The following is a 26,248-nucleotide window of genomic DNA, read 5'->3' on the forward strand; positions in this document are numbered from 1 at the left end:
AATATTAGTATCAAATGCCGGAACTTCCTGAAGTAGAAACTCTTAAAAACTCTCTAAAAGATAAGCTAATCGGGCTTATTATAGAAAATGTAGAGTTAAAAAGAGATAATTTACGTTATAAGCTATCCCCGCTTTTAGCTACAGAAATCTTAAATACTAATATACTGGATGTTAGGCGTCGTGCAAAATATTTAATTATAGATTTTAATAATGATTATTCTTTAATAGTTCATCTAGGCATGAGCGGCAGATTTACTCTGCAATCTGCTAATTATAAAACTCAAAAACACGATCATGTGATTTTTGATTTAAGTAACGGCGAAAAGTTAATTTTCAACGATACTAGACGATTCGGTATGATTTATAGTTTTAAGACTGATCTCTTAGAAAAAGAATTTTTTAATGATTTAGGCATAGAGCCTTTTTCTGATTTATTGACGTTAGAATATCTGAAAGATAAGCTACAAACTAAAAAAATACCAATAAAAAACTTGATTATGGATAATAGAGTTATAGTCGGAGTCGGTAATATCTATGCTTCCGAAAGTCTGCATTTAGCTAGAATTCATCCGGATAAATCAGGTAACGATTTAAGGGATGATGAAATAGAAAATTTAATTAAAGCGATTAGAGATGTGTTAACTAAAGCTATAACTGCCGGCGGTACTACTCTTAAAGATTTTGTAAACGGCGATAACAAACCTGGTTATTTTACTAAGCAACTTAAGGTTTACGGTAGAGAGGGACAAAGTTGTTTAAGCTGCTCTAGCACTATTATCAAGATAAAGCATTCAGGCAGAAGTACTTTTTATTGTAAAACTTGCCAATATAGTTAATTCACTTGACATATTTTTTAAAACTATTTATAAAGCTCTTTATTATTTAATTCAATTAATAGTTGTAAAATATATGAAAGTAGACTCCTTACATAACCTATCTTATAAAGAGGAATTTGAAGGAGACATGAAACGCAGCACCGCAGCATACAAAAAGGTAAGTGAGGATGCGAGTATTGGATCGACGTATATCGCAGATACTTCAGAAGTTGGGAGTCAAATAAGTGGTGAGCCTGTACAGCGTATAAAAATACCTGAGCACAGGCAAATCCTGAAATTTAACGTACCAAATCTTGAAGTATCAAAGGTATACAAATTACCTTTAGAAGGAGGTTATGCAAGGAGTCTAATAAAACCGGTGATTATGGCAGGAGGTAACGGTAAAAGACTATACTATTATTACTTCCAAAAAATATGAATCAATCACTAAAGAACAAGCAGCAGAAATAGATGTAGAAATAGCATTAATTACCGAGCCTTTACAAAAAAATACTGCCATTTGTGCCATTATTACGGCATTATCGGCTACAGCACTAGGATTTGATATTGTAGTGTTACTACCTTCAAACCATCATATAGCGGATGATATAAATTATCTTAATACTATAAATAAAGCTTTACATTATGTTAATGAATGCGGCATTTGCACTATATTCCTATAAATGTTATAAGTGCCAAGTATGGCTATATAAACACAGGATTATCAATTGCAGAAAATGTTTATCTAGTTGATCATTTAATTGAACAACCTATATTAGAGCAAGCAAACAAACATTTTCAAAGTAATGAATATTTTTGGAATTCAGGAATTTGTGTATACGATGTTAACTTCTTCTTAAACTTAGCAATGAACCTTCAACCTGATTTATTCTGTATTACAGAAAAAGCATTTAATACTGCCGTAAAAAATGAGAATAGTTTGGCCATAGACAATGAGGCTTATAATGAAATCGCAGCAATTTCTATAGACAATACCATAATGGAATATATTTCGGGAATGGTCATGATAAAAGCCGATTTTGCTTGGAACGATCTTGGTACTTGGCATTCCTTATTACAGGTAAAACACCGGAATATAAACGATAATTATTGCGAGGGAAACGTAGTAACAAGCAATACTACAAACTCTTTCATTAGTTCTAATAATAAATTAAGGTCTTGACAATTTCATAATTATCGATACTATGAAAACGGTCTTTTGGTTGCCGATAAATCAAAAATGAATGATCTAGAGAAAGCTAAAATCCTATTTACTGCTCTTTTTAACGGAAAATCTGATTCATCACCGAATTATGAAATATATGAAAAAGCTTTTCTAAATAATATTTTATCTTCTGAAGAAATAAAATTAGAAACTATGAAGGGAAATAACGAAGCTTGTTATATTCTTGCTAAAACTTACGAAATAATTAATCGTAACACCCCCAAGATGAATATAACTCTATGTTATTAACATTGATTGGAAGTAAATTAGGAAATACAGAATGTACACAGCTTGTTTATGCATATCCTAAAAATATACAAACTTTGAATCTACTGTTAACAATTTTATTCAAGACTATATAGGACAGCTTAACATCACTTTTGATGATGCTATATTATCAGCTGCTTACTCCGATACTTTAAATACTTCAATGTTAGGAGACTCAAATTATAATAATATGTATAACCTTGGTTGAACACTGCTAATATTCAAGGCTATTGACATAGCGTTATTGCTTATATATCCTATTTTTATGAGTTTAAAACTCATCATTCAAATATAGCTAATCTTATAAACTTCAAAAATCTGTAAGTTATAGGAACAACTTAGTAATAAAGCGGTTCATTTTAGTTGAGTTACAACATGGAAAATACTACAGAAGAACAAACAATAATATCTGAAGTCAAAAATGATGAAGACATAGATGAAGAAGAGAAAAGGTTAAAAGCAGAAGATTCACGAAAGCAACTTAAAGCAATACTAATAACATTTGGTATTATTTTGACCGGTTTTTTAACTTTTACTTATTTCTTTTTTAATTACATCGAAGAAAAAGCGGAAGAATACAGACAACAGCAACAACAAGAAATTCAAAAGACTAATAAGAGTTGAATATTAGATTACCACACTTCTCCTTTAATTATGATCTTGTTGTATGGCTGCGATATAATTCCAGCAAGGTATTGTTGCGTGGATACCATCCCGTCATTGCGAGCGACTGAAAGGAGCGTGACAATCCAGAAAAAATAACAAAAAAATGCTGTAAATCAGCATTTTTTACTGAATTGCTGCGTCAATTACTTACGTAATTTCCTCGCAATGACGGAAAAAACAATCCACGCAGGCAATGCCCGCTCATAATGACTATTTTTATGCTGCCTTAAGTTTAGATTGCTTGAAATTAGTTTTATCAAAATCATAGATAAAATCTTTGATAATAGGCACTATAAACTGTTTAAATTTACTTCCGCTAAATACCCCGTAATGCCCTGCCCCTTTTTGTAAATGGTATCTTTGCATTGATTCAGGTATATTTGAACAAAGTTTTAAAGCAGCTTTTGTTTGCCCTACCACTGCAATATCATCTAATTCCCCTTCAATACCGAGTAAAGCACATTTAGTAATATGTTTTAAATCGATCGGACGCTTCTCAGAAACTAATTTACCTGTTGCTAACGAAAATTGTTAGAATACTTCATCTATAGTTTGTAAGTAAAACTCTGCCGGCATATCCATACCTGCTAAATACTCATAATAAAATTTAATAGTATTATCGGCTTTTTTATAGTCAGAATTTAATAAACTTTGCCATAATTCTAAATGTGAATCTATATGACGAAATAAGTTTAAACCCATAAAGACGGCAAGTTGGAGGAAACCGGAATATACTTTTCTACCATGTCCGGGATAGTTTGGCGGCACCTGCATTGTAACCATTTGGCAGAACCATTCTAAACTTTTACTTTGAGCGAATTCATTAACTGCCGTGGGATTTTTTCTAGCATCTATAGGGCCGCCCATCAAAATCATCGAACTCGGCACATTTGGACTATTACTCTCCGACATTAAGCTAATGGCGGCAAGCAATGGAACAGTAGGTTGGCAAACTGCCATAGTATGAACATTCGGTCCTATAAAATTGATAAACTCCATTACGTAATCAATATAATCATCCATATCAAAATGCCCTGCTTCAAGCGGCACATAACTGGCTTCCGTCCAATCTGTAATATAAATACCGGTATACAGTAATAATTCTTGTACTGTTGTTCTAAGTAAAGTAGCGTGATGTCCCGCCATGGCCATGGGTGCTACTATTAATAATTGAGGTAATTCTTTTTTAAAACCTATTTTCTGAAAATGCCTTAGTTCACAAAAAGACTTTTTTAGTATAACTTTTTCATTAATGTTATAGGTTTTATCATCAATAATTGTTTCAAGGATTATTAAATTCGGGTTTTTCATATTTTCTAGTCATGCGTTCACAAAGCGTTAAATAAGCATGCATAATTCTTGCAAAACCGTTATCTCATGTTAATATGCTTCTTTTAGAATTTTTATACCTAAATGCATTGGAGCAATTTGTGCTCTAAGCCCCTCTAACATATAATATGTATAATTAGTACTTAAATCACAGTTAATCATAATTTATCCACAAATTTAAAAATAATTAATATAAATTTAGTTTAACACTAAAAATTCTCAGTACATTAATTTTAGGACTCACTGCTTAAATTTTTATAAATGCGTGATAATAATGGTCTATATATAAATATGTTTATTTTTTCTTCTTATTTTGCTTAGGAATTTTATTTACGTGGTATTAATATTAAACCAAGTACTATCATTTACTTTCTGTTTTTTATAGACTGTATCAATATTATTTATATAATTTTCAAAATCTTTATTCTCTTCTGCTAACCTATTAGCCATATTCCAATCTATTTCCGGTCTTTCTCTAGCAGGAATTGATATTTTACTATCTTCAGGATTTTCTATATCTACTAAAATAAATCCTATACCATGCCTAGTATCATTTTATCTACTTTCAATTAAATCAGCAGCAACTAAATAACCATAATGTGCACATGAGGAATTTGATAAAGCCTGAAAAAAAGATTCTCGTAAATTACTACGATTGATAATTTTTTTTGCTTCAAAAGACCAAAACCTTGCTTGTTTTCATGCATAATATTTAGCACAATCTTTAATTAGTAAACTCCACTTTTCATTAAGAACTTCCATACCTACCCAATCTGGGGTAACCATTTATTATTACCTTTAGTGCCTTGTTTATTTGAAGAAAAATTATGCTTAATAGGCATATTATGAATCTTCAATTTGTTTTGAAGATATAATGCCAGTGCATCACATACTTGCACTGCGGTTATTTTATCTTCTTTATTTGCATTTATTTTAGGTTCTGTGGCTTGTTCATTATTGACATAGTAATCAGGGTTTTGCGAATAATAAAACTTTAGCTTAGGTTTTAGCTCTATTCTAATATTAGGTTCTTGTCTTCGTTCAGCAGAAAGCTTACTACTGCTAATTTCACCTGCATCAATTCCTATAATCTCCTTATCTTTTTCTTCTTGAGTCTTGCTTAGTCAATGTGATTTTCTACAAACCATTCAGCTATACCATAAGAGGTAAATTTCTGATCTTCATGTGCTTTTAAAAAACCAATGATGGTATTTTTGCGATTAAATTCCATATCAAATATACTAATAATTGAAATACTATAAAATATACATATTATTTTAAAAATTTCAACTTTAAATTATCAAACTTGCTGTTTTTATAAAGTATTATTTATATATTTTTCAAATTTAGAAAATAATGTTTTGAAGTTATGAGTAGTAACATTTGCTACTTCTTTTGATGTTATATTTTTGAGTTCGGCAACTTTTTCAGCGACATACCTAACAAATGCCGGTTCATTTTGTTTGCCTCGCATAGGCGTAGGAGCTAAGTAAGGAGTGTCGGTTTCTATTAATAACCTATCAAGCGGTATATATTTGACTATTTCTTGTAAATCAGTAGCATTCTTGAAAGTTATAATCCCTGACATTGAAATATATAAACCGATATCTAGCATTTTTGCCGCTAGATTTTTTGAAGAGGTAAAGCAATGTATTAAACCTGGAAATGTGCTGTTACGCATTTCTGAGGTTAAAATGTCAATAGTATCTTCGTCTGCTTCTCTTGTATGAACAATAACAGGCAGGCGTGTACTAGACGCCGCATGTATATGTGCTACAAACAAATCTTTTTGTAATTTTTGATCGTAAGGCTGATGATAATAATCAAGCCCCGTTTCACCGATTCCGATAATTTTCGGATGCTGGGTTAGCATAATAATTGCCTCAGCATCTGAGTTCGGAAAGACGTAGTCTTGACATAGCAATCTTGTCCAAGCTTCCTGAGATTGCCACAGCACTTGCAGTGCTTCGCAATGACTAATAAAAGAATTCACTTCACACGGATGCACCCCAACACTCGCAAAAACATTTGCATATTTTTCAGCTATCTCTAAAATAATAGGTAAATCTTCAATTTTAGTGCAGATAGTTTGCATATACTGCACATTATTTTCTAATGCTCTTTGAATGACAGAATCTAAAAGCACTGCGTCATACCATGGTTTGACTACGGTATCTAGAAAACAACTAATATTAGTTGTTTTAATACCCTCACTAGATCCCGCGATCGCGTCGCGGGATGACAAGTTACTACGTAAATTAAGATGACAATGTGAATCTATTAACATATTATACTCTTAGTAGGTGTGTCATACTGCGGTCTCGCCACGGTATGACACACTATTCAAATTTTGGAAATATTATGGTAGGTTCTAAAATATTGCTACCCGCTGTTAAAGTATAATCACGTATTAAATGCTTAAATAGACGTTCTTCTTTATTTACCCCTAACTGATCAAGCATTTTATTTGCTGAACTCGGTATAAAAGGCAGAAGCATTATCGCAATATAGCGTAAAACTTCTAGTAAAGCGTATAACACTTCTAACGTTTTATCTGGATCGGTTTTTTTCAAATTCCAGGGTGCTTCGCTATCAATATAGATATTTGCCTCTTCGGCCAAATTAATAATATTTTCAAGAATTTTATTAATCTCTGTTTTGTCCATCAATAAAATATTCTGCTCGACAAATTTACTTGCGGTTTTTAAAATCGGTAGCTCATATATTTTATCTATAACACCTTGCGTAAGCAAAGGCACTTTGGCGTCATTATTCTTATAAACAAAAGATGTAGTACGCTGTAATAAATTACCTATTTTGTTTGACAACTCGCTATTAATACGGGTAATTAAATTACTACGAGCAAAATTGCCGTCCGCACCAAAAGTTACTTCACGCATCAGAAAATACCTAACTTGATCAACACCGAATTCATCAATTAACTTAATCGGATCAATGGTATTACCAAGAGATTTAGAGATTTTCTGCCCCTCATTCGTCCACCAGCCATGAGCCATAATTGTTTTCGGCAGCGGAACTTCTGCAGCCATTAAGAAAGCAGGCCAATAGACGGCATGAAAACGCAAGATATCTTTACCGACTACATGTAAATCAGCCGGCCAAAACTTATTGTAATTACTTTGTTCGTCAAGATAACCGAGTGCTGAAATATAATTAGCCAGTGCATCAAGCCAAACATAAATTACATGTTTTTCATTATTTGGCACTTTTATTCCCCAGTTAAAAGTAGTACGCGATACCGATAAATCTTTTAAACCCGATTTAACAAAGCTAATTACTTCGTTACGCCTTGATATAGGTCTGATAAAATCAGGGTTTGCTTCATAAAACTCAAGCAATTTATCCTGCCATTTTGAAAGATTAAAGAAATAGCTAGGCTCTTTAACCCATTCAACTGGAGCACCCGTCGGTGCTAAACCGTCCCTCGTAAGTTCCGACTCATCAAAAAAAGCCTCATCTCGCACTGCATACCACCCTTCATAAAAACCTTCATAAATAGTGCCGTTATCTAGTAATTTCTGCCAAAAAACAGCTACAGCTTCTTTATGTCTGTGTTCCGTTGTTCTGATAAAATCATCATTGGAAATATGCATAGCAGTCATCAGATGACGAAAACTCTCGGATGTTTGATCGGTAAATTTTTGTGGGTCAATATTTTTATTAATAGCTGCTTTTTCTACTTTCTGCCCATGTTCGTCAGTACCTGTTAAAAACATTACATCGAAACCTCGAAGTCGCATGAAACGAGCAATTACGTCACTTGCAACGCTAGTATAAGCATGACCGATATGGGGAATATCGTTAACGTAATATATAGGGGTAGTAATGTAGTAAGTATTGTTCATAAATGCTTTTTTATTAACTCATGTACTTCAAGTGGACTTAAATCTGAAGCTTTAATTGTTTTTATTCTCTCAGGAAATCTATTACTTAATTCTTTAAAGCAATAATAGATTTTTTTATAAAAATCTATACCTCTTATGTCAAATTTATTGTTCATATTTCGTGAATTGACTCTCTTAATAGCAGTATCCAGCTCTACGTCAATAAAAAACGTAATATCCGGCATAAGAGAAGGCATTAAAGTTTTGTGCAGATTATAAACTAAATCTATGCCGTTTTCTAGCTCTAATCCTTGATAACATACAGTTGAGTCAATAAACCTATCACATATTACAATATGTCCCTCTTGTAGAGCTGGTATAATTTTCCGTGCCATATGATCATAACGTGCTGCCATAGCTTGTAATAGCTCGGACATGGGTAGTAATTCTTCATGTACTAGAATTTCACGCATTTTTTCGGCTACAATAGTACCACCGACTTCACGAGTTAAAATAACGGGAGTATTTTGAGATTGTAAATATTCATAGAGCATTTGAGATTGAGTAGATTTGCCTATCCCTTCCCCTCCCTCAAATGTAATAAACTTTCCTTGTTTCAAATTATTCATTCATTACAATTACTTTAAGCTATAACTTTATAATCATATCTCTTAAAAAAATATTTACAAGGAAGATTACATACTGATATACTCCTACAAAACGCAGCGCTGTTATACGAAGATCAACTTGGGAAAGAGTAATCGGTCTGTAAGCCGAGGAGCAGAGCGTATATTAAACGTTTAGCATCCGAGGACTTACAAAGACATTGTCACCAATGTTCCAAATTCATCGAGTATAATCCATTATAAATTTTAAATTATTAATATATGAATAATGCATTAAGTAAAAGGGATTTTTCGATCCTAATCGGTAATGCAATGGATCATTTCGATACTGCACTTTATGGGTTTCTTGCTCCGCTACTTGCTGGTATTTTTTTTCCGAATCATGATAAAGTCGTTGCTTTAATACTTACCTATAGTGTTCTTGCTGCGTCTTTATTTACACGTCCCATAGGCTCTTATTTTTTTGGCGTAATTGCTAAAAAATACGGCGGTGTTTTTGCTTTATCTTACTCTTTAATCGGCGTTGCTTTAACAACTAGCCTAATCGGTTTAATACCTTCACATGCTCAAATAGGCTGGCTTGCACCGCTATTATTAGTGTTGCTTAGAACGTTGCAAGGAGTATATTCCGAGGGTGAATGTGCCATTGCTAAATTATTTATTTTAGAGAATAAAGAAGAAAAAAAAGCGTTTAAAGCTTCTTACCTTTATCAAACATCTACTATGGTCGGTATTATTCTTGCTTCATTTATCAGTACTATAGTTTTAAATGTAGAGTATAATACATATTGGCGTTTATGTTTTATATTTGGCGGACTTACAGCACTGATAGGTTATTTTTTAAGAAAGCGCGAGGATATTGTAGTCAAGCCCTCATTTTCATCCCGCGGCTTGACCACGGGATCCAATAAAAAAGATAAAATTACTTTACGTAATTTTTGGATACTGTGGTCAAGCCACGGGATGACACCTGGGTCCTCTCCTCGCAATGACGTAGTATCATCACTATTACAAGACTTAACTACAATTTGGAACTGTAAACTAAGTATCTTACGCATTAGTTTTGCCATAGGTTTCTCATATATGACTTATATAGTACCTTTCGTCTTTTTGAATAGTTTTATTCCGCTTATCACTGATATATCACTCGAAATAATGATGAAATTTAATACTGAGTTTCTGATTTTTGATATGATTATGATTCCGATAATAGGGCATCTAACACAAAAGCTACATTACCTTAAAATACTAAACGGTACTCTTATTTTAATGAGTTTAAGCATAATTCCTTTATGGCTCTGCTTGAATAATGCATCTATATGGTATGTTAATTTTGTACGTATTTGGATTATAATACTCGGTGTCGGGTTCTTGGCACCTTTGAACTGCTGGCTAAATGATTTATTTAAAACTGCCGATAAATATATGTTAGTCGGTATCGGCAGTAGTATAGGTGCTTCATTAATCGGACGTCTTACTCCGTCAATCTGCCTAATGCTATGGTATGTAACCGGCAACTCTTTATCAATTGCGGTTTATATAACCGCAATATCGATGGTCACTTTATGGGCTGTTAGAGGAGTTGTTGCACCGGTCAATGTCATTCCTGCGAAAGCAGGAATCCAGTAAAACATATAAAAATTAAATTCTTATATGTTTTTTACTAAAAATGTAATACTTACAGCAATATTAATGTTATTTTTATGGATTCCTGCTTTCGCAGGAATGACATCAAGAACATTATCTAATCCCTAACAAGACTGTTATTAGGAAAAGAATTTAATAAAACACCATACTCAAAACTAATCCGATATAATTATTAGCTCTGAATCTTGTCATACAATTGGCAGGATTTTCAATATCAAGAGTTGCTACTTGTAATATCAGTAAAATTAAAGCAGCTAAAATAGGTAAATAGTCGATATTATGGTTAGCCATTTTTGTTGCTAGAATAAATAACAATATAAAACCTATATAACATATATAAAGCCAAAGCTTAGAATGCTTGTTCTCTAAATATATACTTAACGATTTCACGCCTATTTTCTTATCATCTCTTATATCCATATATCCGTAAATCGTATCATAACCGATGGCCCAAAAACAGCATGCTAAATACATAATAATCGCTGCTATATCAAGTGTATCCTGAACTGCCGCATAAGCTATTAAGGCCCCTAGCTTAAATGTAAATCCCAAAAAGATTTGCGGGAAATAAGTAATACGTTTCATTAACGGGTATAGGCTAATCATTATTACCGCAAAAAAACCTATATATATAGCTGTTTTGTTTAAAAGTAGCAAAATACAAAGTGAGATAACGCTAAGAATAAAGAGTATCAAAATAGCATAAGAAACAGATAAAGCCTTGCTAGCTAAAGGTCGCCCTTTAGTCCTTGCGACATGCTTATCAAATTTTCTATCAAATATATCGTTAATAATACACCCGCTACTTCTAGCTGTTATACTACCTAAAATAAATAACGGTAATAAATGTATTAACTCCGTTCTTGAGGGGTTTGCAAGCAGTAACCCAAATAAAGCAGGAAAAAAAACCAGCAAATAAGCTACCAGCTTATCTGCACGCATTAATTTTAAGGTAAGCAAAAGTTTGTCTAGAATTAGCATATTAAACTTTAAATTTAAATAAATATGGATATTATAGATAATTTAAGATAAAATACGCCACGAAATAAAGCTACTAGATTTTTATGGCTAAAAAATTAAAACATGATTCATTAGTAAAAATAATAATGAACGACCCGGTAGCAGCACAAGAATTTTTGGAATATTATTTACCCGATGATTTTAATAGTAGATTTATCAAAAATAACGGTAGAACAAGAAAGCTACATTGAGGAATCTTTAAATAAGAAATATAATAATATAACATATAAAATTAGCACCAATAATAAAGAAGAAGCATTTGTTTATGTATTAGTAGAGGCCCAATCAACAATTGATTATTGGACGGCTTTGCGGTTATGGAAATATACACTATTATTATGTGAAAGACATAAGCAAGGAAAGGATAAATTACCGCTAGTCTATAATTTAGTTATTTACAACGGTAAAGAAATTTATAATGCTCCAAGAAATCTGTGGAGTTTATTTACTGATAGTGTGATGGCAAAGAAATTAATGGCGGAAGATTATCAATTAGTAGATTTGCAAGCTATGACAGATGATGAAATCGTCAAGAAAAAACATTTAGGTATGCTAGAATATATGATGCAGCATATCCAATATGCAGGATATGATAAAACTATGGGAGAAGTTTTTAACAGAGTTTAAGCATATTATAATATTGGATAAAGAAAAAGGTTATATTTACCTAAGATCGTTCTTATGGTATACTAACGCAAAATTATCAAAACAAAAACAACCGGAATTATTAGAAGTATTGGATACACATCTATTACCGCAAGATAAGGATACTATATAATAATATTCTTGAATCAACTACAAAATCTATGAAAGAATTTCCAAAAAATTATAATTTTACCGAAAATGAAAAAAAGTGGCAGCAAATTTGGCAAGAGAAACAAATTTATGCTTATAATCCAAACGTTGCAAAAGAAGAAACCTATGTAATCGATACTCCGCCTCCGACAGTTTCAGGGCAGTTACATATCGGTCATGTTTATAGCTATACGCAAACCGACTTTATTGTACGTTTTCAGCGTATGATGGGTAAAAATATCTTTTATCCTATGGGTTTTGACGATAACGGGCTACCGACCGAGAGACTTGTTGAAAAGCAGAAACAGATCAAAGCTTATAATATAGATCGATCTGAATTTATAAAAATTTGCGAAGAGGTAGTAGAAAGTGAAGAAGAAAAGTTTAGAAGTCTATTTAACCAAATAGCTTTATCGGTTGATTGGAGTTTAGAGTACCAAACTATTAGTCCGTTATCACGAAAAATATCACAAATGTCTTTTCTTGATTTAGTACAAAAAGAAGAAATTTATCGTACTAATCAACCGATTTTATGGGATCCAGTAGATGGTACAGCTCTTGCCCAAGCCGATATTGAGGATAAGGAAAAAACCTCTTTAATGAATTATATTACGTTTAAAACCGAGCAAGGAGACCCGCTTACTATAGCCACTACCAGACCTGAGTTATTACCGGCTTGCGTAGCCGTATTTTATCACCCTGACGATGGACGTTATAAGCATCTAGCAGGTAAATCAGCTATAACCCCACTTTTTAATGAGCAAGTTCCACTGCTTGCTGACCCTTTAGTACGACAAGATAAAGGTACGGGACTGGTAATGTGCTGTACGTTTGGTGATCAAACGGATATTACTTGGTGGAAGACGCATAATCTACCTTTAAAAACTATTATCACTAAAAAAGGTACAATAGACTTCCAACATGAAACTTCTATAGATGGGTTGAAAATTAAAGAAGCTCGAACAAAAATAATAGATATTTTAAAAGAACAAGAGTTGCTTATTAAACAAGAAGACATCACTCATACCGTTAAATGTGCCGAGAGGTCAGGTGCTCCTCTTGAGATACTAACTGTACCGCAATGGTTCGTTAAAACTATATCACATAAAGAAGAATTGCTTAAAAGAGCGAATGAGTTAAATTGGCATCCTAAAAATATGAAGATTCGTTTAGAGAATTGGATTAATGCCATTAGTTGGGATTGGTGTATAAGTAGGCAGCGTTATTTTGGTGTGCCTTTCCCTGTTTGGTACTCTAAAAGAGTAGGTGAGGAAGGAAAAATCTTATATGCCGATGTTACGCAGCTACCTATCGATCCGTTAAAAGATTTACCTATGGGTTATAGTAAAGAAGAAGTAGAACCTGATTATGACGTAATGGATACTTGGGCAACAAGTTCCGTTTCGCCTCAACTTTCTACTCATGGGATTTCTGACGATTTCGCTGTTAATAAAGATAGGCACGATAAATTATTTCCGATGGATTTAAGACCTCAAGCACATGAAATTATCAGAACTTGGGCGTTCTATACTATTTTAAAAGCTCATTTACACCAAAATACTTTGCCGTGGAAAAACATCATGGTAAGCGGTTGGTGTTTAGCTGAAGATCGAAGTAAAATGTCAAAATCTAAGGGCAATGTTTTAGTTCCTGAAAAACTGTTAGAACAATATGGTTCCGACGTGATACGTTATTGGTCGGCAAATTCAAAGCTAGGTGCTGATACCGCCTATTCTGAAGACGTTATGAAAAACGGTAAAAGGCTTGTTAACAAGCTATGGAATGCCGCTAAATTTGTTTTTATACATCTTGATAAACTGAAAGGTGAAGATAAAAAAGCGAGTTTACTCGATATTAAAGAAAAAATCATTAACGAGTTTGATAAATGGATGGTTAATAAGCTAGTGGAATTAGTTAAGCTAGCTACAAATGAGTTACAAAACTACGAATATGCAAATGCTATGCATCTGACGGAAAAATTCTTTTGGGTGGTATTGTGTGATAATTATTTAGAAATAAGCAAAACAAGAAGCTATGATGAGGAACACAAAAATCCACAAGGACAATATAGTAGCATATTAACTTTATATCATGTTATGCAAACGTTACTGAAACTATTTGCACCTTTCATGCCGCATATTACCGAAGAATTATACCAAATATTATATAGTGAAAATTCTATTCATGTTAAAGGTAGCTGGGTTAATTACAGTGACTTAAATTATGAAATCAATGCAAAAGGAGCAGAAGGGCTGCTTGAAATACTAGATATCGTCAGAAAATTCAAAGCTGAGAAGAATCTATCTATAAAAACTCCAATAAAATTGCTTGAAGTTAGCGGCATAGTATTATCTGCAGAATTAGCAGAAGATTTAAAAAACGTCACATCGGCAGAAGAAATACAATTTGAGATGAAAGATGATAAAATTAAAGTCAATATTATCCTTTAAAAATATTATAGGTTTAATATTAATTATATTTGCCGGGATATTTTTTTATGCTTATATATTAGAACATGACTGGCGATATGTAACCTTAAGTGATGAACAAGTAAAAAAATACAGGATTAGCGAGAAAAAAGCTATTGCCCTTTATCAGTTAATGAAAGACACTCATGAGCTACTTGGTAAGAATAATATTAATTATTGGATAGACGGCGGCACTCTGCTTGGAGCCGTTAGACATCAAGGCATAATTCCTTTTGACGATGATTTAGATATCGGCATTATGCATGAAGACGAAATACGTTTGCAACAAATATTACCGCAATTTGAGCAACTCGGTTATACTGTTTCCTATAAGAGAGCTTATAATATATGCAAAAAAGCTTGTTTAGATATTTTCATTTTTCATAAAGAACAAAACAAATTTATATATACTAATTTAGCGGTTCGAAATAAGTATCCAAATGATTTTTTTTATGATTATGAGCTATATCCTTTAAAAAAATATAAATTTGGTAGTATAGAAGTATATGGGCCATCTGAATATAAAGAGAATTTGAATAGACAATATCTAGAATGGGATAAATATGCAATAATATACAGCCCTCATAGCTTACATTTACCTTTTTTATCGAATATCGAGAAAAAAACTAAATTTATATTAACGCCGGAATTGTTAAAACCGGCTCAGCCTTTTAGTCCTTTAGAGGATAGAATAAACTTTTAAACAAATTGAGATAAAAAAGTCATAACCGGTTGTTTTATATAGATTAAAAAATATTATATCAGCAGGGGAAATGTAATTTAAGATTCAAGATGATAAAATTAAAGTCAATATTATCCTTTAAAAATATTTTACGCTTAATCCTTACTATTTTCGTCGGTATATTGTGTTATGCTTATCTACTAGAACATAATTGGCGATATGTAACCTTAAGTGATGAACAAGTAAAAAAATACAGGATTAGCGAGAAAAAAGCTATTGCCCTTTATCAGTTAATGAAAGACACTCATGAGCTACTTGGTAAGAATAATATTAATTATTGGATAGACGGCGGCACTCTGCTTGGAGCCGTTAGACATCAAGGCATAATTCCTTTTGACGATGATTTAGATATCGGCATTATGCATGAAGACGAAATACGTTTGCAACAAATATTACCGCAATTTGAACAATTAGGATATCGTGTTAAACATAATAAAATTTATGTAATTTGCGGAGAAAGATGCTTAGATATTTTCGTATTTCATAAAGAAAATGATAAATTTGTTCATTTTAATCAAAGTATGCGTAATAAATATCCAAATGATTTTTTTTATGATTATGAGCTATATCCTTTAAAAAAATATAAATTTGGTAGTATAGAAGTATATGGGCCATCTGAATATAAAGAGAATTTGAATAGACAATATCTAGAATGGGATAAATATGCAATAATATACAGCCCTCATAGCTTACATTTACCTTTTTTATCGAATATCGAGAAAAAAACTAAATTTATATTAACGCCGGAATTGTTAAAACCGGCTCAGCCACTCGGACCGCTAGAAGATAAAGTGAATATAGTCAATTCAGCTACATTTAGTGGTATGTGCGAGGATACAGCTTATCATTAAATGTCGAATTGGTAATGACTATTTCGATATAAGCAACGAAATAGTCATATGATTTACATTTGCCTAGATTACCTTTTTTGCAAAAATTCATATCAAACAAGTTGAGATAAGAAAGTAATAGCCGGTACTATCCATAAACCCGGTTTATCAAAGCAAGAGTCCGAAATAGCTTGTTTATTTTGAATTACTTGAAAACTAAACTCAGGGTTAAGTAATTCATGAAAATATTTTAAGCTTGAAGAAACGGTTGAGTCACTTACTTTTGCTTCCACTAAAATCCACGGTTGGTTATCTTTTGTTATTACTAAATCGACTTCACGTTTTTGTTTATCACGCAGATAGTATAAACCAAAATCACCAAGCCCTGTTTCGTTCCAAAAATATACGGCTTTTAAAAGGTGAGAAGCTACAAGATTTTCAAATCTCGTTCCTATATCTTTTATTTGCGATCAATCCCAAAGGTAAATTTGGGGCTCTTTTATCAAACTTTTTACAACATTTTTAGACCAAGGTTTGATAGCAAAACAATAATAATGCTTTTCTAGCAAAGAGAGCCATCTTCTTATTGTTTGGTCTGAAACTCTAACTTTGTTAGCAAGGTTTGTATAGCTTATAAATGAGCCTGCTTGCTCATTTATAATGCTAGCAAGTAATTCTAACGCACAAATATTGTTGATATCTTCAGTATTTCTTACATCTTCTCTAAATAATTGCTCGAATCTTTGATTTACTCCATATTCTATGAAATTTAGCAGTTGCTTTTAAATAACTTTCTGCAAATCCTCCAAAATTTATTAAAGCTTCACATTCATCTATAGTGATATTTTTGGGGCTTTTTATATAATCAATGTCATTATCAAAATTTTTAGCTATTTCAGATACCGATAACGGATGCACGGTTAAACTTATATAACGTCCCATTAGGCTATCACCGCCTTTTTTATATATATTTAATTTGGCACTACCTGTTATAATAAATTCAATATTTTCTCCGAATTTATCATAAAATCCTTTTACAAGATTTTTCCAATCTTTATATTTATGAATTTCATCTAATATTAAGCACGGTTTCTTATCGGATATAGTAGAAAGTAGATTTTTAAAAAGTTCGGTGTGTTTGTTTAAGATTTTATTTCTATCTTCTAGATAATCCCAATTTAGGTAAATTGAATTAGGATTAGGCTTAATTACTTGTTTTGATATTGTAGTTTTTCCTACTTGCCTTGCTCCGCTTATAAATACAAGCTTACCGTAATTTGTTAGATATTCTTCAACTTGCTTTTTATATAACCTATCCATTATAATATTTCTATAAGTTTATAAAAATATTATAGGCTAATATCGAAATAGTCTTACTTGTAGTATTGAAATTGAGCATTGCCTAGAAAAAGTTGTTTTATAGTTTAGCCTTCCGATGTCATTCCCACGAAAGCGGGAATGCTTTGTTGCGTGGACCAGTTTCCTAATTGTCATCCCGCGACTTGATCGCGGGATCCAGTTTAAAACATTAAAATTTTAGTATTTTAAGTTGTGTTTTTGGATATCGTGGTCAAGCCACGGCATAACACCGAACGGGTTTTTCGGTCCACACAACAAGCCCTGCGCAGACATGACATAAAACGAGCCATGCAACAACACCTGCAGTAACTCACAATGACTATATCAACCTTTTCTAGGCAATGCCAAAATAATTAGTGCAAATTATGCGGTACTTTAGTATTATTTAACATTAAACTTTGCTTCATTCTATGCCTTATTTATTACCCACTATTATAACTACGCTACTTATTTTATTAGCGCTAATAATTTGGTTTTATGTAAAAACTCAAACCTTAAGGACACAGCTACAATTTTTATCAGAGCAGAATCTAGAAATTAGCAATAACAACCAATTATTAAATCAAGAAAAGATAGGATATTTACAGAAAATTGAACAATTGCAGTGTAAAATAGAATATCAAGCACAGACTATTAAGGATTCAGAAAAAATAAGAGAAGAGTCATTTTCATCGGCTAAAGCTGCGTTATTTGATTTAGGTCAAGATTTGTCTAAACAATTAATAGCGATACATAAAATGGAAAACACGGCGGCAAGAGAGCTAGCCGAGAAAAATATCGCTACTGCTTCAGGAAAATTTAATAGTGAGTTTGAACGGTTAATTACGATGGTGGGAGCATTAAATAAAGATATAGAGCAATCAAAAGGTACAGTTGATTTGATAAAACAGTCTCTGCTTTCTCCGATCGGGGCGGGGCTACTTGCTGAGATTACCCTTGAGAATATCCTAAAATCTTCGGGCTTACGTCCTAATTTAGATTTCATTATGCAATACGGTCTAACTACATTAGATAGCGGAAAGCTAAGACCTGATGCGCTCATTTTTCTTCCTTCCGGTAATTTAATGGTTATTGATTCTAAAGCTTCAAAGTTTCTTGTAGACGAGCAAGATAATAACATGAGTCTTAATAAAACTATGAATTACCATTTAAAATCTTTGGCGAATAAAGAATATGCCGCAAATATTTTAACTAATCTAAACAAAAAGGATCAGAGCTTTAACAATGTTATTACTTTAATGTTTTTGCCGACTGAACAAGCGGTGGAGAAAGTTATTGCAGCCGACCCTGAATTTTTACAAAAAGCTTGGGGCTGTAATATCTTTCCGGTAGGACCTAGCGGACTTATGAATATGCTATCATTTGCAAAATTTCAAATTACCGATCATCGCCGCTCAGAAAATTATAAGGTAATCATTGAAGAAGTGAGAAAGCTATTAAGCTCCATCGGTACTATGGCAGATTATTCTCAAAAGATCGGTAATAACCTGCATAATATGGTTACTAATTACGATAAATTTGCTGCCTCGTTTAATCGTAATTTTATGTCAAGAGTAAAGAATATTCAAAAACTCGGTATTGATTCAGGGAATAAAGCCATGCCGGCTACCTTAGAGCGTTATCAAATCGTTTCCTCTAAATCTGAGATTATTGAAGTGGAAGCAGAAAATCCACCACAAATAGCAGAAAAATTATAAATAAATTTTTCTCGTAATAGGTAATTTAAATGTTAAAAAAACTTTCCATAATGTGTATAGCCATATTGTTACTATGTGTAAGCATATAAGATTAAAGCTCCTAAAAAAGAAAACAAACATGCTATAAGAGTGAGTTTTATTAATATGTGGCCGGGCTTTACAATAGACGAGCTACCGATGATAAAAGAAATCATTGAAGAAAACGGACGAACAATTGTTATAGATCATAACAATTATGACCTTATTATTGATAGTGTTTTTGGTCAAAGAACTATTAGTAATAAAGATAGTATAAAGATATTTTTTACCGGTGAATCGGTTAGACCAAAGCTAGAAAATTATGATATATCTATAGGTTTTGATTATATAGATCATCCAAATTATATAAGAATACCTTTATATTATATGTATTGTACTAATGACATCAGTACTTGAATATAAACGCTCAAAATACAATCCGAACAAAACGTATTTTGCTTGTTTCTTAGTCTCTAACGGTATAGAAGATCCTGAGAACGACGGCTGCATAGCAAGAAATCGATTTTTTCATAAATTGTCGCTGTATTAGTAAGCGGCAGTAAGTATTTAAATACTGAATCTACAATTATACCAAAAGACAAAACTCGTGAATGGTTATCTAAATGTAAATTTGTTATTGCTTTTGAAAATAAAACATCTGAGGGGTATGTTACTGCAAAACCTTTTCAAGCTTATTTAGCAGGAGCAGTACCTATTATATATTATGCAGATAAAAGTTATATAAAAGATGTAAACCCTAATTCAGTAATATTTGCTAAAGATTATTCAGAAGAAGATTTATATAATTATATTATTTCTGTTGATAAAGATGATGAAAAATATTATAAGATATATAATAATAAGATTGTACCGGCTTCAGAAAATAATTACATCGCAGTAAAAGAAAAATTAAGAAAAAAATTACCTTTATTAAATACAAATTAAAAACTATTTTTATAATATCAATTATAATTATTTGTTTATCATTGCTTTTTATATTTTTAAAAACTTATCAAATAGGTTCTTGCTCCACTTGAAGAAACGGTTATAATTTATCTATAACAGATTCAGGGGGAAAAAGATTTACCGGATTAGATGTAAAAAATAACCCTGCTCTTTTATCCCTTAATAACGGTTATACTGTACTTTGTCCTTCGGAAAATATAAATTATTATTCCGATAGCAAAATATTAAATCATACTTTAACGGCAGGTGAACTCGGTTGTTATTGTAACCATAGAGAAATTTGGCTTAAAATGGTTAAAGACAATATACCTTATGCCCTAATAATAGAAGATGATGCTATACTAAATGACGATTTCCGTAATAAATTTTTAACAATGCTTAAGCATTTACCTACCGACTGGGATTTAATTTATTTGTCCTTGTCACATTCTAAAAACAAAATATTTTATAATATTTACAATAATCCGTATTTAAAGAAGATAGGTCATGGTGGTTACTTTAATACAACTACAGGTTATTTGATACACTTAAAAGCTGCTCAAAAACTTCTTGAATATAGCAAAAACTTTACTTTAGAGATTGATAATGTACCAAGCTTTTATGCATAGCGAAGTGCAGTCCTATGTCACCTCGCCTTTTTTAATATATGCAACACTTAATTCTGAAGATTCAATTATATTTGAAATGGGAAGAGCACATTAAATAACGTAAATTTTACAACCTTAATCGAGGTTTTGTGGACATTTCTAAAAAGATTTAATTTTGGCTATTTTTTGCTGCAAAATAGCAAATCAATTAGCAGTGTCCACAAAACCTCTAAGCATGGTACTTCTTCTGTAGGATCAATATCAATAACTGTATCATCGTTTGTGCCTGAGGTAACCTTATTAAGCCAAGTAAGGGTAGTAGCGGTTTTCTCGGCAATATTCTTGCCTGCACTACTAATTGCCTTGCCGACATTGAAATCCGATATAACAGTTGTTAAAACATCTATTAAAGTTGCAAGACTTAAGAATTTTAAATCTTTAATAGACTCAAACATTATTAAAGGTACTATCGCTAGGGTCAATCTTGCCGTATCATTATAGTAAAACTTTTGAAAAACCACATCATTAGTTAATGTTTTGTTGGTGATATTTTCTATAACTTTATTGCCATAATATGTTGATACTAATATAAAGAAGCAAGACGCATGAATTTAACAGAAGTTGATGCATAAAACATTGGATCTTCATAAAATTCTAATGCTGGATTACGAAAATAAAAACAGATATAATCCAAAATCAGTGTGGCTATTGCCGAACATATAGCAGTACTCTTCCATCCATGATAGATACTAATGTCTGATTCAATATTGTTAAAATCTATATCTTGATTGGTAAGTTTATTATATATTGCCTGAAGTTTTATTTGCGTATTCTTATCTGTTTTGGAATGTTTATATAGTAACTGAAAATATGGTTTAATTTCTTCAGCTGTAAATTGCTTATGCTCAATTAAAGCCGGTACAATTTTATCATGCAAAAATTTAATTAATTTATTTTACATAAAATTTGTAACATCGCAAGGTTAGTGGTCGGTAAAGCACATAATTCATACCAAGGATCCTTTTCGTCAATTACATATGAACGTAAAGCAATTACACCCACTATAAGAGAAACATAAGTAATTGCTATTTTACCTGAATGATTACTAACTAAAGCTGATTTTTCGGTTAACCAAGAAGCAATTTTGTGATCTTCATTATACTTATCACTAGCTTTTTCTATTCTAGTAAGACTTTGCTCTAATGAATTAAGATAATTTGCAAAATTTAAATGAGCTTTTTTTATTATATTAAACTCGTTTTCATACGAGGAAGGCGCATTTAAAGTATTTGTAAGTAATATTGCTTTAGCTATATAGCGATATAAAAAATATTCTCTCGTCAGAGGATATGCCATAGCATCGATTTCTTTGGCTGCTTTAATCAAGTGTTCAGATTGATCTAAATTATTTTTTAAAAACACTTGGACTTTAGTAACTAGGGTACTAAAATCTAATGAATTTATATCCCCTATATCATCTAGCATAGCATCAATGATATTCTTGTTTTCTACCCCTATTAACTTCTGTAGAAAAATGATCTCGATTATTTAGCTCTTCAAAACAATGGCTCCATTGAGAATGATCAATATTATTATCTTGATACTTTCCGGTAGCAGCTACTTTACTTAACATTGTTTCTAAAGATTGAGTATAAATTAAACTTTGATCTAGTGTCAGTAGATCTTTAAAATTTTTATCACAGAACCATATTTTCCATACCTCACCTAAATTAAAACTAGCAAGTGCTGTAGTAGTTTTCCATAATCTTACGCCTAAATTTGATATATCATTATAATATTGTATTATTACTTCTAGTTTATTACTCATAATTTTAATTAAATAAATATTAAAAAATATAAACATCTCTTAATATTTATTCAAATCTTTTATATATAATCATTTATAATCTTTAATTATTTTAACATTAAAGTCACACACGAGCAACCCCAGTTTATGATAAGAGAGAAGAGGATTGGGTTATAAAAGTTTTTAACCAAAAAAACAATAGTTGTGGACATAACATATCCTTTTTTATCTTCTATTGGCAACAGGATCTGATTAATGATATAAAAAATATCAGTACCTGAATCGTTTATATTATAATGAGAATACTAGTAACAGGAGCTAACGGCTTTATTGGATCATATATTACAGCTGAATTATTAAAGAATAATTATAAAGTAATATGCTGTGTTAGAGATGTTGAATCGACCAGGAAAAATTCCCTACTGCAGAAGTGATATACTGTGATAATGCTATCAAAGCTTTGCTACCATTTAAAGAGAATAGAGGATTAATTTTTCTTGATCCGCCTTTTGAAGTAAAAAATGAGTTTCAAAAATTACTTGAAGCACTTAAAAAAATTAAGTTACGAGTTCTTAATAATACTGTCTTAATTTTTACCATAATTACAAAAATATCGGATTTAAAGAAACTATGATTATTGAATATGAGCTTTTAAATAGTGATAAAAATATGGTAAAGTGTGGGTTAATGTTAATTAACCCTCCAAATATTAGAGGAGAATTAGAGAAATTAACAGAATATTTAAGTGGCACTCTTAATTTGAAATTTACATACATTTATCTTTAATGTCTTTTAAAAAATATATCTTTTTACTGTTTATAGTTTTTCTTGTTCAAGGTTGTAGCAGTATTAAAAAATCTAGTGATACTACGTTACTTGCTACTACTTCATCTCAATTAAAACAAAAATATAAAATCAGCCATGCGGATTTAGTAGTACAGTATGATTTAACAAACAAAAATAGCAAATGTATATATGCAAAAAACTTAGGTCTAATAATTAATAACCCTAAACAAAATAAGATTTTTTTACACAAATTACATAATAAAAACCTGGCAGAATTTAATAAAGCAGCCGAAATAAAAATAGCTAATATAAAGGCAGTTGTAACGAAACTACATTCAAAATATAAGTTTCTCTCTAAACCGGAAGCTAGCTATTTTGCAAAAAAACAAACTCATAGGAATAATATCTCAGAATTAACCAAGCTTGATAAAATAATTAGTACAATACCACTTATGATGCCGGAATATGAGCCGAAAATTACTAGCCATTACGGAACTAGGACAAGTCCTCATAAAAAGAAAAGAAAAAAGAAATGTTTCCATAGCGGTATTGATTTACAAGCTAAAAAAGCAGCACCGATATATGCAGCAGCAAGCGGAATTGTTATAAAAGCCGCTAGAGTACCTGATTACGGGAATTTTGTTGAGATTAAACATGGACGCAAATTTGTTACGAAATATGCTCATTTAAAAGAAATGTCAGTCAAGGAAGGAAATAAAATTAAGCGTGGTCAATTTATCGGTATACAAGGAAGCACTGGTAATGCAACGGGTGAACATTTGCATTTTGAAATTCTGTTAGATAATAAAGCAATCAATCCGTTTGACTTTATTTTTAACTACCATAAATGTTAAACTATGATCAAACTTTTATATCCTGAATTTTGGCAGAAGCGAAATATTATAGCTTATTTGCTTTTGCCTATAAGCGTGATATATCAATTTTTAGGCTATTTACGAGCTAGTTTAGCACGTCCTATTATGTTGCCTGCTAAAGTTATTTGTGTCGGTAATTGTAGCGTAGGAGGTACGGGTAAGACGCAGATAGTAATGTATCTAGCCAAATTACTAAAAGCTAGAAATGTAAGTTTTGTAATAGTAACTAAGGCTTATGGTAGTAACCTTAAAAGTGCAACTACCATACATCAAGGACATACAGCATTAGAGGTAGGAGATGAGGGGGTAATACTTGCAAAGTACGGAGCAGTTATTGCTACTAAAAATATTAAAGAGATTGTGCCGTTACTTAACGAGCTTAAACCTGATATAATAATAGTTGATGATTTCCTACAAAATCCTTATTTTCATAAAGACTTTACTATAGTCTCAGTAGATAGCCAAAGGCTTTTCGGCAACGGTTTTCTAATTCCTGCCGGTCCTTTAAGACAATATCCAAATAAAGCCCTTGATGCAGCTGATTTAATTTTTTTAGTCAGTAGCCACCAAGATAAAATACCGAATATTTTAACTCCTTATGTCAATAAGTTAATAAATGCTCAAATAGTTCCTTCAAATAATATAGATAAAACTAAAAATTATTTTGCTTTTAGCGGTATCGGTAATCCTGAGCGTTTCTTTGCGACTTTAAAAAATTACGGATTAAATATAACCGGTTACAAAATTTTTCCTGATCATTATAATTATTTACAAGCAGATTTAGAAAATTTATATTCATTAGCTAAAGAGCATAATGCTACCTTAGTTACTACAAGAAAAGATCATGTTAAGTTTAATGATTTAAATAATAATATTGTCTGTCTAGATGTAGAATTATCTATAAACCATCCTGATTTATTAAATGAAAAAATTTTTAAAAAAGCTTAGATATTTAATTGAGTATTTTATCGTTGTTATATTCCTGAAAGTAATAGGAATATTCGGTGTAGATAAAGCGGCGGATATTTGTAGTTTTATAGCAAGAAAAGTCGGTATATTATTTGCTGTTAATAAAATTGCTAGACGAAATATTAAAGTAGTATTCGGCGATATGTGTGATGTTGAAAACATCATAGATCAAACTTGGGATAATTTTGGTAGGTTTATCGGTGAATTTACATATGTTAGCAAGATGGATGAAGCCGAGTTAGAGCGTAGAATCGCAATAATCGGCATAGAAAATATTAAAAAACTTGAAGGACAACCTTTTTTATTATTTAGCGGTCACTTTGCCAATTGGGATATTAGTATTAAGATTCTTCATAAATTTTATCCGAAAGTTGCCGTAATTTATCGTAAAGCAAATAACCCGTATGTTAACAAGTTGGTTAATGAAAGTCGTGCCGGTGATAAATTAAGACTTATACCGAAAGGTCCTGAAGGTAGCAGAGCTTTAGTCAGGGCTATCAAGGAGAGTGAATCTATTGTTATGCTTGTTGATCAAAAAATGAACGATGGAATTGAAGTGCCTTTTTTAGGGCATCCTGCTATGACTGCAAGCGCCATCGCTAAAATTGCTTTGCAGTATAAATATCCAATTATACCTTGCCAAATCATTAGAACTAAAGGCAGTTATTTTAAAGTAATAGTTCACCCGCAATTAAAGTTTGAGCAAACCGGCGATAATAAAGCCGATTGCTATAATATTATGCTTAATATTAATCAAATGCTAGGAGAATGGGTTAAGCAAAATCCTGCTCAATGGTTTTGGTTTCACAATAGATGGAAGAAATGAAACGTCATTGCGAGCAGCCGTAGGCTGCGTGGCAATCTCGTCCAATATCCTGAGATTGCTTCGTCAATTGCTATGCAATTTCC

Annotated in this window: 25 protein-coding genes and 5 pseudogenes; 18 read left to right on the forward strand and 12 right to left on the reverse strand. The window is 31.8% G+C overall.

The window, feature by feature from the left end:
- Positions 1 to 14: 14 nt before the first annotated feature.
- From mutM to RSL_RS05400, 5 genes and pseudogenes are all read left to right on the forward strand, one after another.
- The gene (gene mutM / locus RSL_RS05380) at positions 15 to 836 is read left to right on the forward strand and encodes a bifunctional DNA-formamidopyrimidine glycosylase/DNA-(apurinic or apyrimidinic site) lyase (RefSeq protein ID WP_012151180.1); all 822 of its coding nucleotides are present in this window, start codon (positions 15 to 17) and stop codon (positions 834 to 836) included.
- Between the two features lie 73 nt (positions 837 to 909).
- A pseudogene (locus RSL_RS10720) lies at positions 910 to 1,498 on the forward strand (palindromic element RPE1 domain-containing protein).
- Positions 1,471 to 1,998 carry a sugar phosphate nucleotidyltransferase gene (locus RSL_RS05390; protein WP_014419909.1) on the forward strand — a complete coding sequence of 176 codons (528 nt, stop codon included), beginning with the start codon at positions 1,471 to 1,473 and terminating at the stop codon, positions 1,996 to 1,998. Before RSL_RS10720 ends, RSL_RS05390 begins: the two are co-directional and overlap by 28 nt.
- 57 nt (positions 1,999 to 2,055) lie before the next feature.
- Positions 2,056 to 2,289: a hypothetical protein gene (locus tag RSL_RS09600; protein WP_014273711.1), complete on the forward strand. Its 234-nt coding sequence runs from the start codon at positions 2,056 to 2,058 to the stop codon at positions 2,287 to 2,289.
- Between the two features lie 393 nt (positions 2,290 to 2,682).
- Complete coding sequence (locus RSL_RS05400; RefSeq protein ID WP_012736970.1) at positions 2,683 to 2,931, forward strand: RP671a family tick cell line-upregulated protein; 249 nt, start codon at positions 2,683 to 2,685, stop codon at positions 2,929 to 2,931.
- A 258-nt stretch (positions 2,932 to 3,189) separates the two neighbouring features.
- Here the strand turns inward: RSL_RS05400 and phaZ are convergent.
- From phaZ to tmk, 4 genes and pseudogenes are all read right to left on the reverse strand, one after another.
- Positions 3,190 to 4,464: pseudogene (gene phaZ / locus RSL_RS05405) on the reverse strand (polyhydroxyalkanoate depolymerase).
- A gap of 1,153 nt (positions 4,465 to 5,617) precedes the next feature.
- Positions 5,618 to 6,589 (reverse strand): TatD family hydrolase, encoded by a 972-nt coding sequence (locus RSL_RS05410; protein ID WP_014419913.1) that lies wholly within the window; start codon positions 6,587 to 6,589, stop codon positions 5,618 to 5,620.
- Positions 6,590 to 6,641: 52 nt separating this feature from the next.
- Positions 6,642 to 8,168 (reverse strand): methionine--tRNA ligase, encoded by a 1,527-nt coding sequence (gene metG, locus RSL_RS05415; RefSeq protein WP_014273713.1) that lies wholly within the window; start codon positions 8,166 to 8,168, stop codon positions 6,642 to 6,644.
- Positions 8,165 to 8,776 carry a dTMP kinase gene (gene tmk / locus RSL_RS05420; protein ID WP_014273714.1) on the reverse strand — a complete coding sequence of 204 codons (612 nt, stop codon included), beginning with the start codon at positions 8,774 to 8,776 and terminating at the stop codon, positions 8,165 to 8,167. The genes metG and tmk overlap by 4 nt, the downstream gene beginning before the upstream one ends.
- A 258-nt stretch (positions 8,777 to 9,034) precedes the next feature.
- Between tmk and RSL_RS05425 the strand changes: the two genes are divergently transcribed.
- Positions 9,035 to 10,402 (forward strand): MFS transporter, encoded by a 1,368-nt coding sequence (locus RSL_RS05425; protein WP_014419914.1) that lies wholly within the window; start codon positions 9,035 to 9,037, stop codon positions 10,400 to 10,402.
- Between the two features lie 150 nt (positions 10,403 to 10,552).
- Here RSL_RS05425 and ubiA read toward each other — a convergent pair whose 3' ends face one another.
- On the reverse strand, positions 10,553 to 11,401 hold the full coding sequence (gene ubiA / locus RSL_RS05430; RefSeq protein ID WP_014273716.1) for a 4-hydroxybenzoate octaprenyltransferase: 849 nt from the start codon (positions 11,399 to 11,401) through the stop codon (positions 10,553 to 10,555).
- Between the two features lie 83 nt (positions 11,402 to 11,484).
- On the opposite strand from ubiA, the pseudogene RSL_RS07125 reads away from it, so the two are divergent.
- From RSL_RS07125 to RSL_RS05450, 4 genes and pseudogenes are all read left to right on the forward strand, one after another.
- A pseudogene (locus RSL_RS07125) lies at positions 11,485 to 12,215 on the forward strand (Rpn family recombination-promoting nuclease/putative transposase); the annotation flags it as partial.
- Positions 12,216 to 12,246: 31 nt separating this feature from the next.
- On the forward strand, positions 12,247 to 14,685 hold the full coding sequence (locus tag RSL_RS05440) for a valine--tRNA ligase (protein WP_014273717.1): 2,439 nt from the start codon (positions 12,247 to 12,249) through the stop codon (positions 14,683 to 14,685).
- Entirely contained in the window at positions 14,654 to 15,406 is a 753-nt protein-coding gene (locus RSL_RS05445) for a LicD family protein (RefSeq protein WP_014273718.1), read from the forward strand. Before RSL_RS05440 ends, RSL_RS05445 begins: the two co-directional genes overlap by 32 nt.
- An 89-nt stretch (positions 15,407 to 15,495) precedes the next feature.
- Positions 15,496 to 16,296, forward strand: coding sequence for a LicD family protein (locus RSL_RS05450; protein WP_014273719.1), 801 nt, complete (start codon positions 15,496 to 15,498; stop codon positions 16,294 to 16,296).
- A 92-nt stretch (positions 16,297 to 16,388) separates the two neighbouring features.
- On the opposite strand, the gene RSL_RS10145 is transcribed toward RSL_RS05450, so the two are convergent.
- The 3 genes and pseudogenes from RSL_RS10145 to RSL_RS10155 all read right to left on the reverse strand — a co-directional run bounded on the left by RSL_RS10145 (position 16,389) and on the right by RSL_RS10155 (position 17,595).
- Positions 16,389 to 16,568 carry a hypothetical protein gene (locus RSL_RS10145; RefSeq protein WP_041472106.1) on the reverse strand — a complete coding sequence of 60 codons (180 nt, stop codon included), beginning with the start codon at positions 16,566 to 16,568 and terminating at the stop codon, positions 16,389 to 16,391.
- A gap of 45 nt (positions 16,569 to 16,613) precedes the next feature.
- Positions 16,614 to 17,051: pseudogene (locus RSL_RS10930) on the reverse strand (DUF4143 domain-containing protein); the annotation flags it as partial.
- Positions 16,999 to 17,595 (reverse strand): ATP-binding protein, encoded by a 597-nt coding sequence (locus RSL_RS10155; RefSeq protein WP_231287678.1) that lies wholly within the window; start codon positions 17,593 to 17,595, stop codon positions 16,999 to 17,001. The pseudogene RSL_RS10930 and the gene RSL_RS10155, both read right to left, overlap by 53 nt.
- Positions 17,596 to 18,044: 449 nt before the next feature.
- Here RSL_RS10155 and RSL_RS05465 point away from each other — a divergent pair, with 449 nt between their 5' ends.
- From RSL_RS05465 to RSL_RS10165, 4 genes are all read left to right on the forward strand, one after another.
- Positions 18,045 to 19,331, forward strand: coding sequence for a DNA recombination protein RmuC (locus RSL_RS05465; RefSeq protein ID WP_014273721.1), 1,287 nt, complete (start codon positions 18,045 to 18,047; stop codon positions 19,329 to 19,331).
- Between the two features lie 144 nt (positions 19,332 to 19,475).
- Positions 19,476 to 19,766: a hypothetical protein gene (locus RSL_RS09100; RefSeq protein ID WP_014363219.1), complete on the forward strand. Its 291-nt coding sequence runs from the start codon at positions 19,476 to 19,478 to the stop codon at positions 19,764 to 19,766.
- A gap of 219 nt (positions 19,767 to 19,985) precedes the next feature.
- Positions 19,986 to 20,294, forward strand: a complete 309-nt coding sequence (locus RSL_RS10160; RefSeq protein ID WP_231287796.1) for a glycosyltransferase family 10 domain-containing protein — start codon at positions 19,986 to 19,988, stop codon at positions 20,292 to 20,294.
- A 242-nt stretch (positions 20,295 to 20,536) separates the two neighbouring features.
- Entirely contained in the window at positions 20,537 to 20,923 is a 387-nt protein-coding gene (locus RSL_RS10165) for a glycosyltransferase family 25 protein (RefSeq protein ID WP_085065751.1), read from the forward strand.
- Positions 20,924 to 21,081: 158 nt separating this feature from the next.
- Here the strand turns inward: RSL_RS10165 and RSL_RS05480 are convergent, their stop codons facing one another.
- From RSL_RS05480 to RSL_RS05495, 4 genes are all read right to left on the reverse strand, one after another.
- A complete protein-coding gene (locus tag RSL_RS05480; RefSeq protein WP_231287682.1) occupies positions 21,082 to 21,423 on the reverse strand; it encodes a hypothetical protein in 342 nt (113 codons plus the stop codon).
- A gap of 62 nt (positions 21,424 to 21,485) precedes the next feature.
- On the reverse strand, positions 21,486 to 21,839 hold the full coding sequence (locus tag RSL_RS05485; protein WP_148258532.1) for a hypothetical protein: 354 nt from the start codon (positions 21,837 to 21,839) through the stop codon (positions 21,486 to 21,488).
- A gap of 8 nt (positions 21,840 to 21,847) precedes the next feature.
- The gene (locus RSL_RS05490; protein ID WP_041472108.1) at positions 21,848 to 22,387 is read right to left on the reverse strand and encodes a hypothetical protein; all 540 of its coding nucleotides are present in this window, start codon (positions 22,385 to 22,387) and stop codon (positions 21,848 to 21,850) included.
- A gap of 4 nt (positions 22,388 to 22,391) precedes the next feature.
- Positions 22,392 to 22,730 (reverse strand): hypothetical protein, encoded by a 339-nt coding sequence (locus RSL_RS05495; protein ID WP_148258533.1) that lies wholly within the window; start codon positions 22,728 to 22,730, stop codon positions 22,392 to 22,394.
- A 281-nt stretch (positions 22,731 to 23,011) separates the two neighbouring features.
- Between RSL_RS05495 and rlmJ the strand changes: the two are divergent.
- The 4 genes and pseudogenes from rlmJ to RSL_RS05515 all read left to right on the forward strand — a co-directional run.
- A pseudogene (gene rlmJ, locus RSL_RS05500) lies at positions 23,012 to 23,495 on the forward strand (23S rRNA (adenine(2030)-N(6))-methyltransferase RlmJ); the annotation flags it as partial.
- Positions 23,495 to 24,349, forward strand: a complete 855-nt coding sequence (locus tag RSL_RS05505) for a M23 family metallopeptidase (protein WP_014273723.1) — start codon at positions 23,495 to 23,497, stop codon at positions 24,347 to 24,349. The pseudogene rlmJ and the gene RSL_RS05505, both read left to right, overlap by 1 nt.
- A 3-nt stretch (positions 24,350 to 24,352) precedes the next feature.
- On the forward strand, positions 24,353 to 25,318 hold the full coding sequence (lpxK, locus tag RSL_RS05510) for a tetraacyldisaccharide 4'-kinase (protein ID WP_004997591.1): 966 nt from the start codon (positions 24,353 to 24,355) through the stop codon (positions 25,316 to 25,318).
- Positions 25,293 to 26,165 (forward strand): lipid A biosynthesis lauroyl acyltransferase, encoded by an 873-nt coding sequence (locus RSL_RS05515; protein WP_014273724.1) that lies wholly within the window; start codon positions 25,293 to 25,295, stop codon positions 26,163 to 26,165. The genes lpxK and RSL_RS05515 overlap by 26 nt, the downstream gene beginning before the upstream one ends.
- The last annotated feature ends 83 nt before the right edge of the window (positions 26,166 to 26,248 follow it).

The organism is Rickettsia slovaca 13-B, assembly GCF_000237845.1.
GTDB classification, from domain to species: domain Bacteria; phylum Pseudomonadota; class Alphaproteobacteria; order Rickettsiales; family Rickettsiaceae; genus Rickettsia; species Rickettsia rickettsii.

Bases quoted from the DNA above. Each gene is read 5' to 3' on its own strand.
- mutM (WP_012151180.1), top strand. From the start codon at position 15: ATGCCGGAACTTCCTGAAGTAGAAACTCTTAAAAACTCTCTAAAAGAT.
- RSL_RS05390 (WP_014419909.1), top strand. From the start codon at position 1,471: ATGCGGCATTTGCACTATATTCCTATAAATGTTATAAGTGCCAAGTAT.
- RSL_RS09600 (WP_014273711.1), top strand. From the start codon at position 2,056: ATGAATGATCTAGAGAAAGCTAAAATCCTATTTACTGCTCTTTTTAAC.
- RSL_RS05400 (WP_012736970.1), top strand. From the start codon at position 2,683: ATGGAAAATACTACAGAAGAACAAACAATAATATCTGAAGTCAAAAAT.
- RSL_RS05410 (WP_014419913.1), bottom strand. From the start codon at position 6,589: ATGTTAATAGATTCACATTGTCATCTTAATTTACGTAGTAACTTGTCA.
- metG (WP_014273713.1), bottom strand. From the start codon at position 8,168: ATGAACAATACTTACTACATTACTACCCCTATATATTACGTTAACGAT.
- tmk (WP_014273714.1), bottom strand. From the start codon at position 8,776: ATGAATAATTTGAAACAAGGAAAGTTTATTACATTTGAGGGAGGGGAA.
- RSL_RS05425 (WP_014419914.1), top strand. From the start codon at position 9,035: ATGAATAATGCATTAAGTAAAAGGGATTTTTCGATCCTAATCGGTAAT.
- ubiA (WP_014273716.1), bottom strand. From the start codon at position 11,401: ATGCTAATTCTAGACAAACTTTTGCTTACCTTAAAATTAATGCGTGCA.
- RSL_RS05440 (WP_014273717.1), top strand. From the start codon at position 12,247: ATGAAAGAATTTCCAAAAAATTATAATTTTACCGAAAATGAAAAAAAG.
- RSL_RS05445 (WP_014273718.1), top strand. From the start codon at position 14,654: ATGATAAAATTAAAGTCAATATTATCCTTTAAAAATATTATAGGTTTA.
- RSL_RS05450 (WP_014273719.1), top strand. From the start codon at position 15,496: ATGATAAAATTAAAGTCAATATTATCCTTTAAAAATATTTTACGCTTA.
- RSL_RS10155 (WP_231287678.1), bottom strand. From the start codon at position 17,595: ATGGATAGGTTATATAAAAAGCAAGTTGAAGAATATCTAACAAATTAC.
- RSL_RS05465 (WP_014273721.1), top strand. From the start codon at position 18,045: ATGCCTTATTTATTACCCACTATTATAACTACGCTACTTATTTTATTA.
- RSL_RS09100 (WP_014363219.1), top strand. From the start codon at position 19,476: ATGTGGCCGGGCTTTACAATAGACGAGCTACCGATGATAAAAGAAATC.
- RSL_RS05490 (WP_041472108.1), bottom strand. From the start codon at position 22,387: ATGCTAGATGATATAGGGGATATAAATTCATTAGATTTTAGTACCCTA.
- RSL_RS05495 (WP_148258533.1), bottom strand. From the start codon at position 22,730: ATGAGTAATAAACTAGAAGTAATAATACAATATTATAATGATATATCA.
- RSL_RS05505 (WP_014273723.1), top strand. From the start codon at position 23,495: ATGTCTTTTAAAAAATATATCTTTTTACTGTTTATAGTTTTTCTTGTT.
- lpxK (WP_004997591.1), top strand. From the start codon at position 24,353: ATGATCAAACTTTTATATCCTGAATTTTGGCAGAAGCGAAATATTATA.
- RSL_RS05515 (WP_014273724.1), top strand. From the start codon at position 25,293: ATGAAAAAATTTTTAAAAAAGCTTAGATATTTAATTGAGTATTTTATC.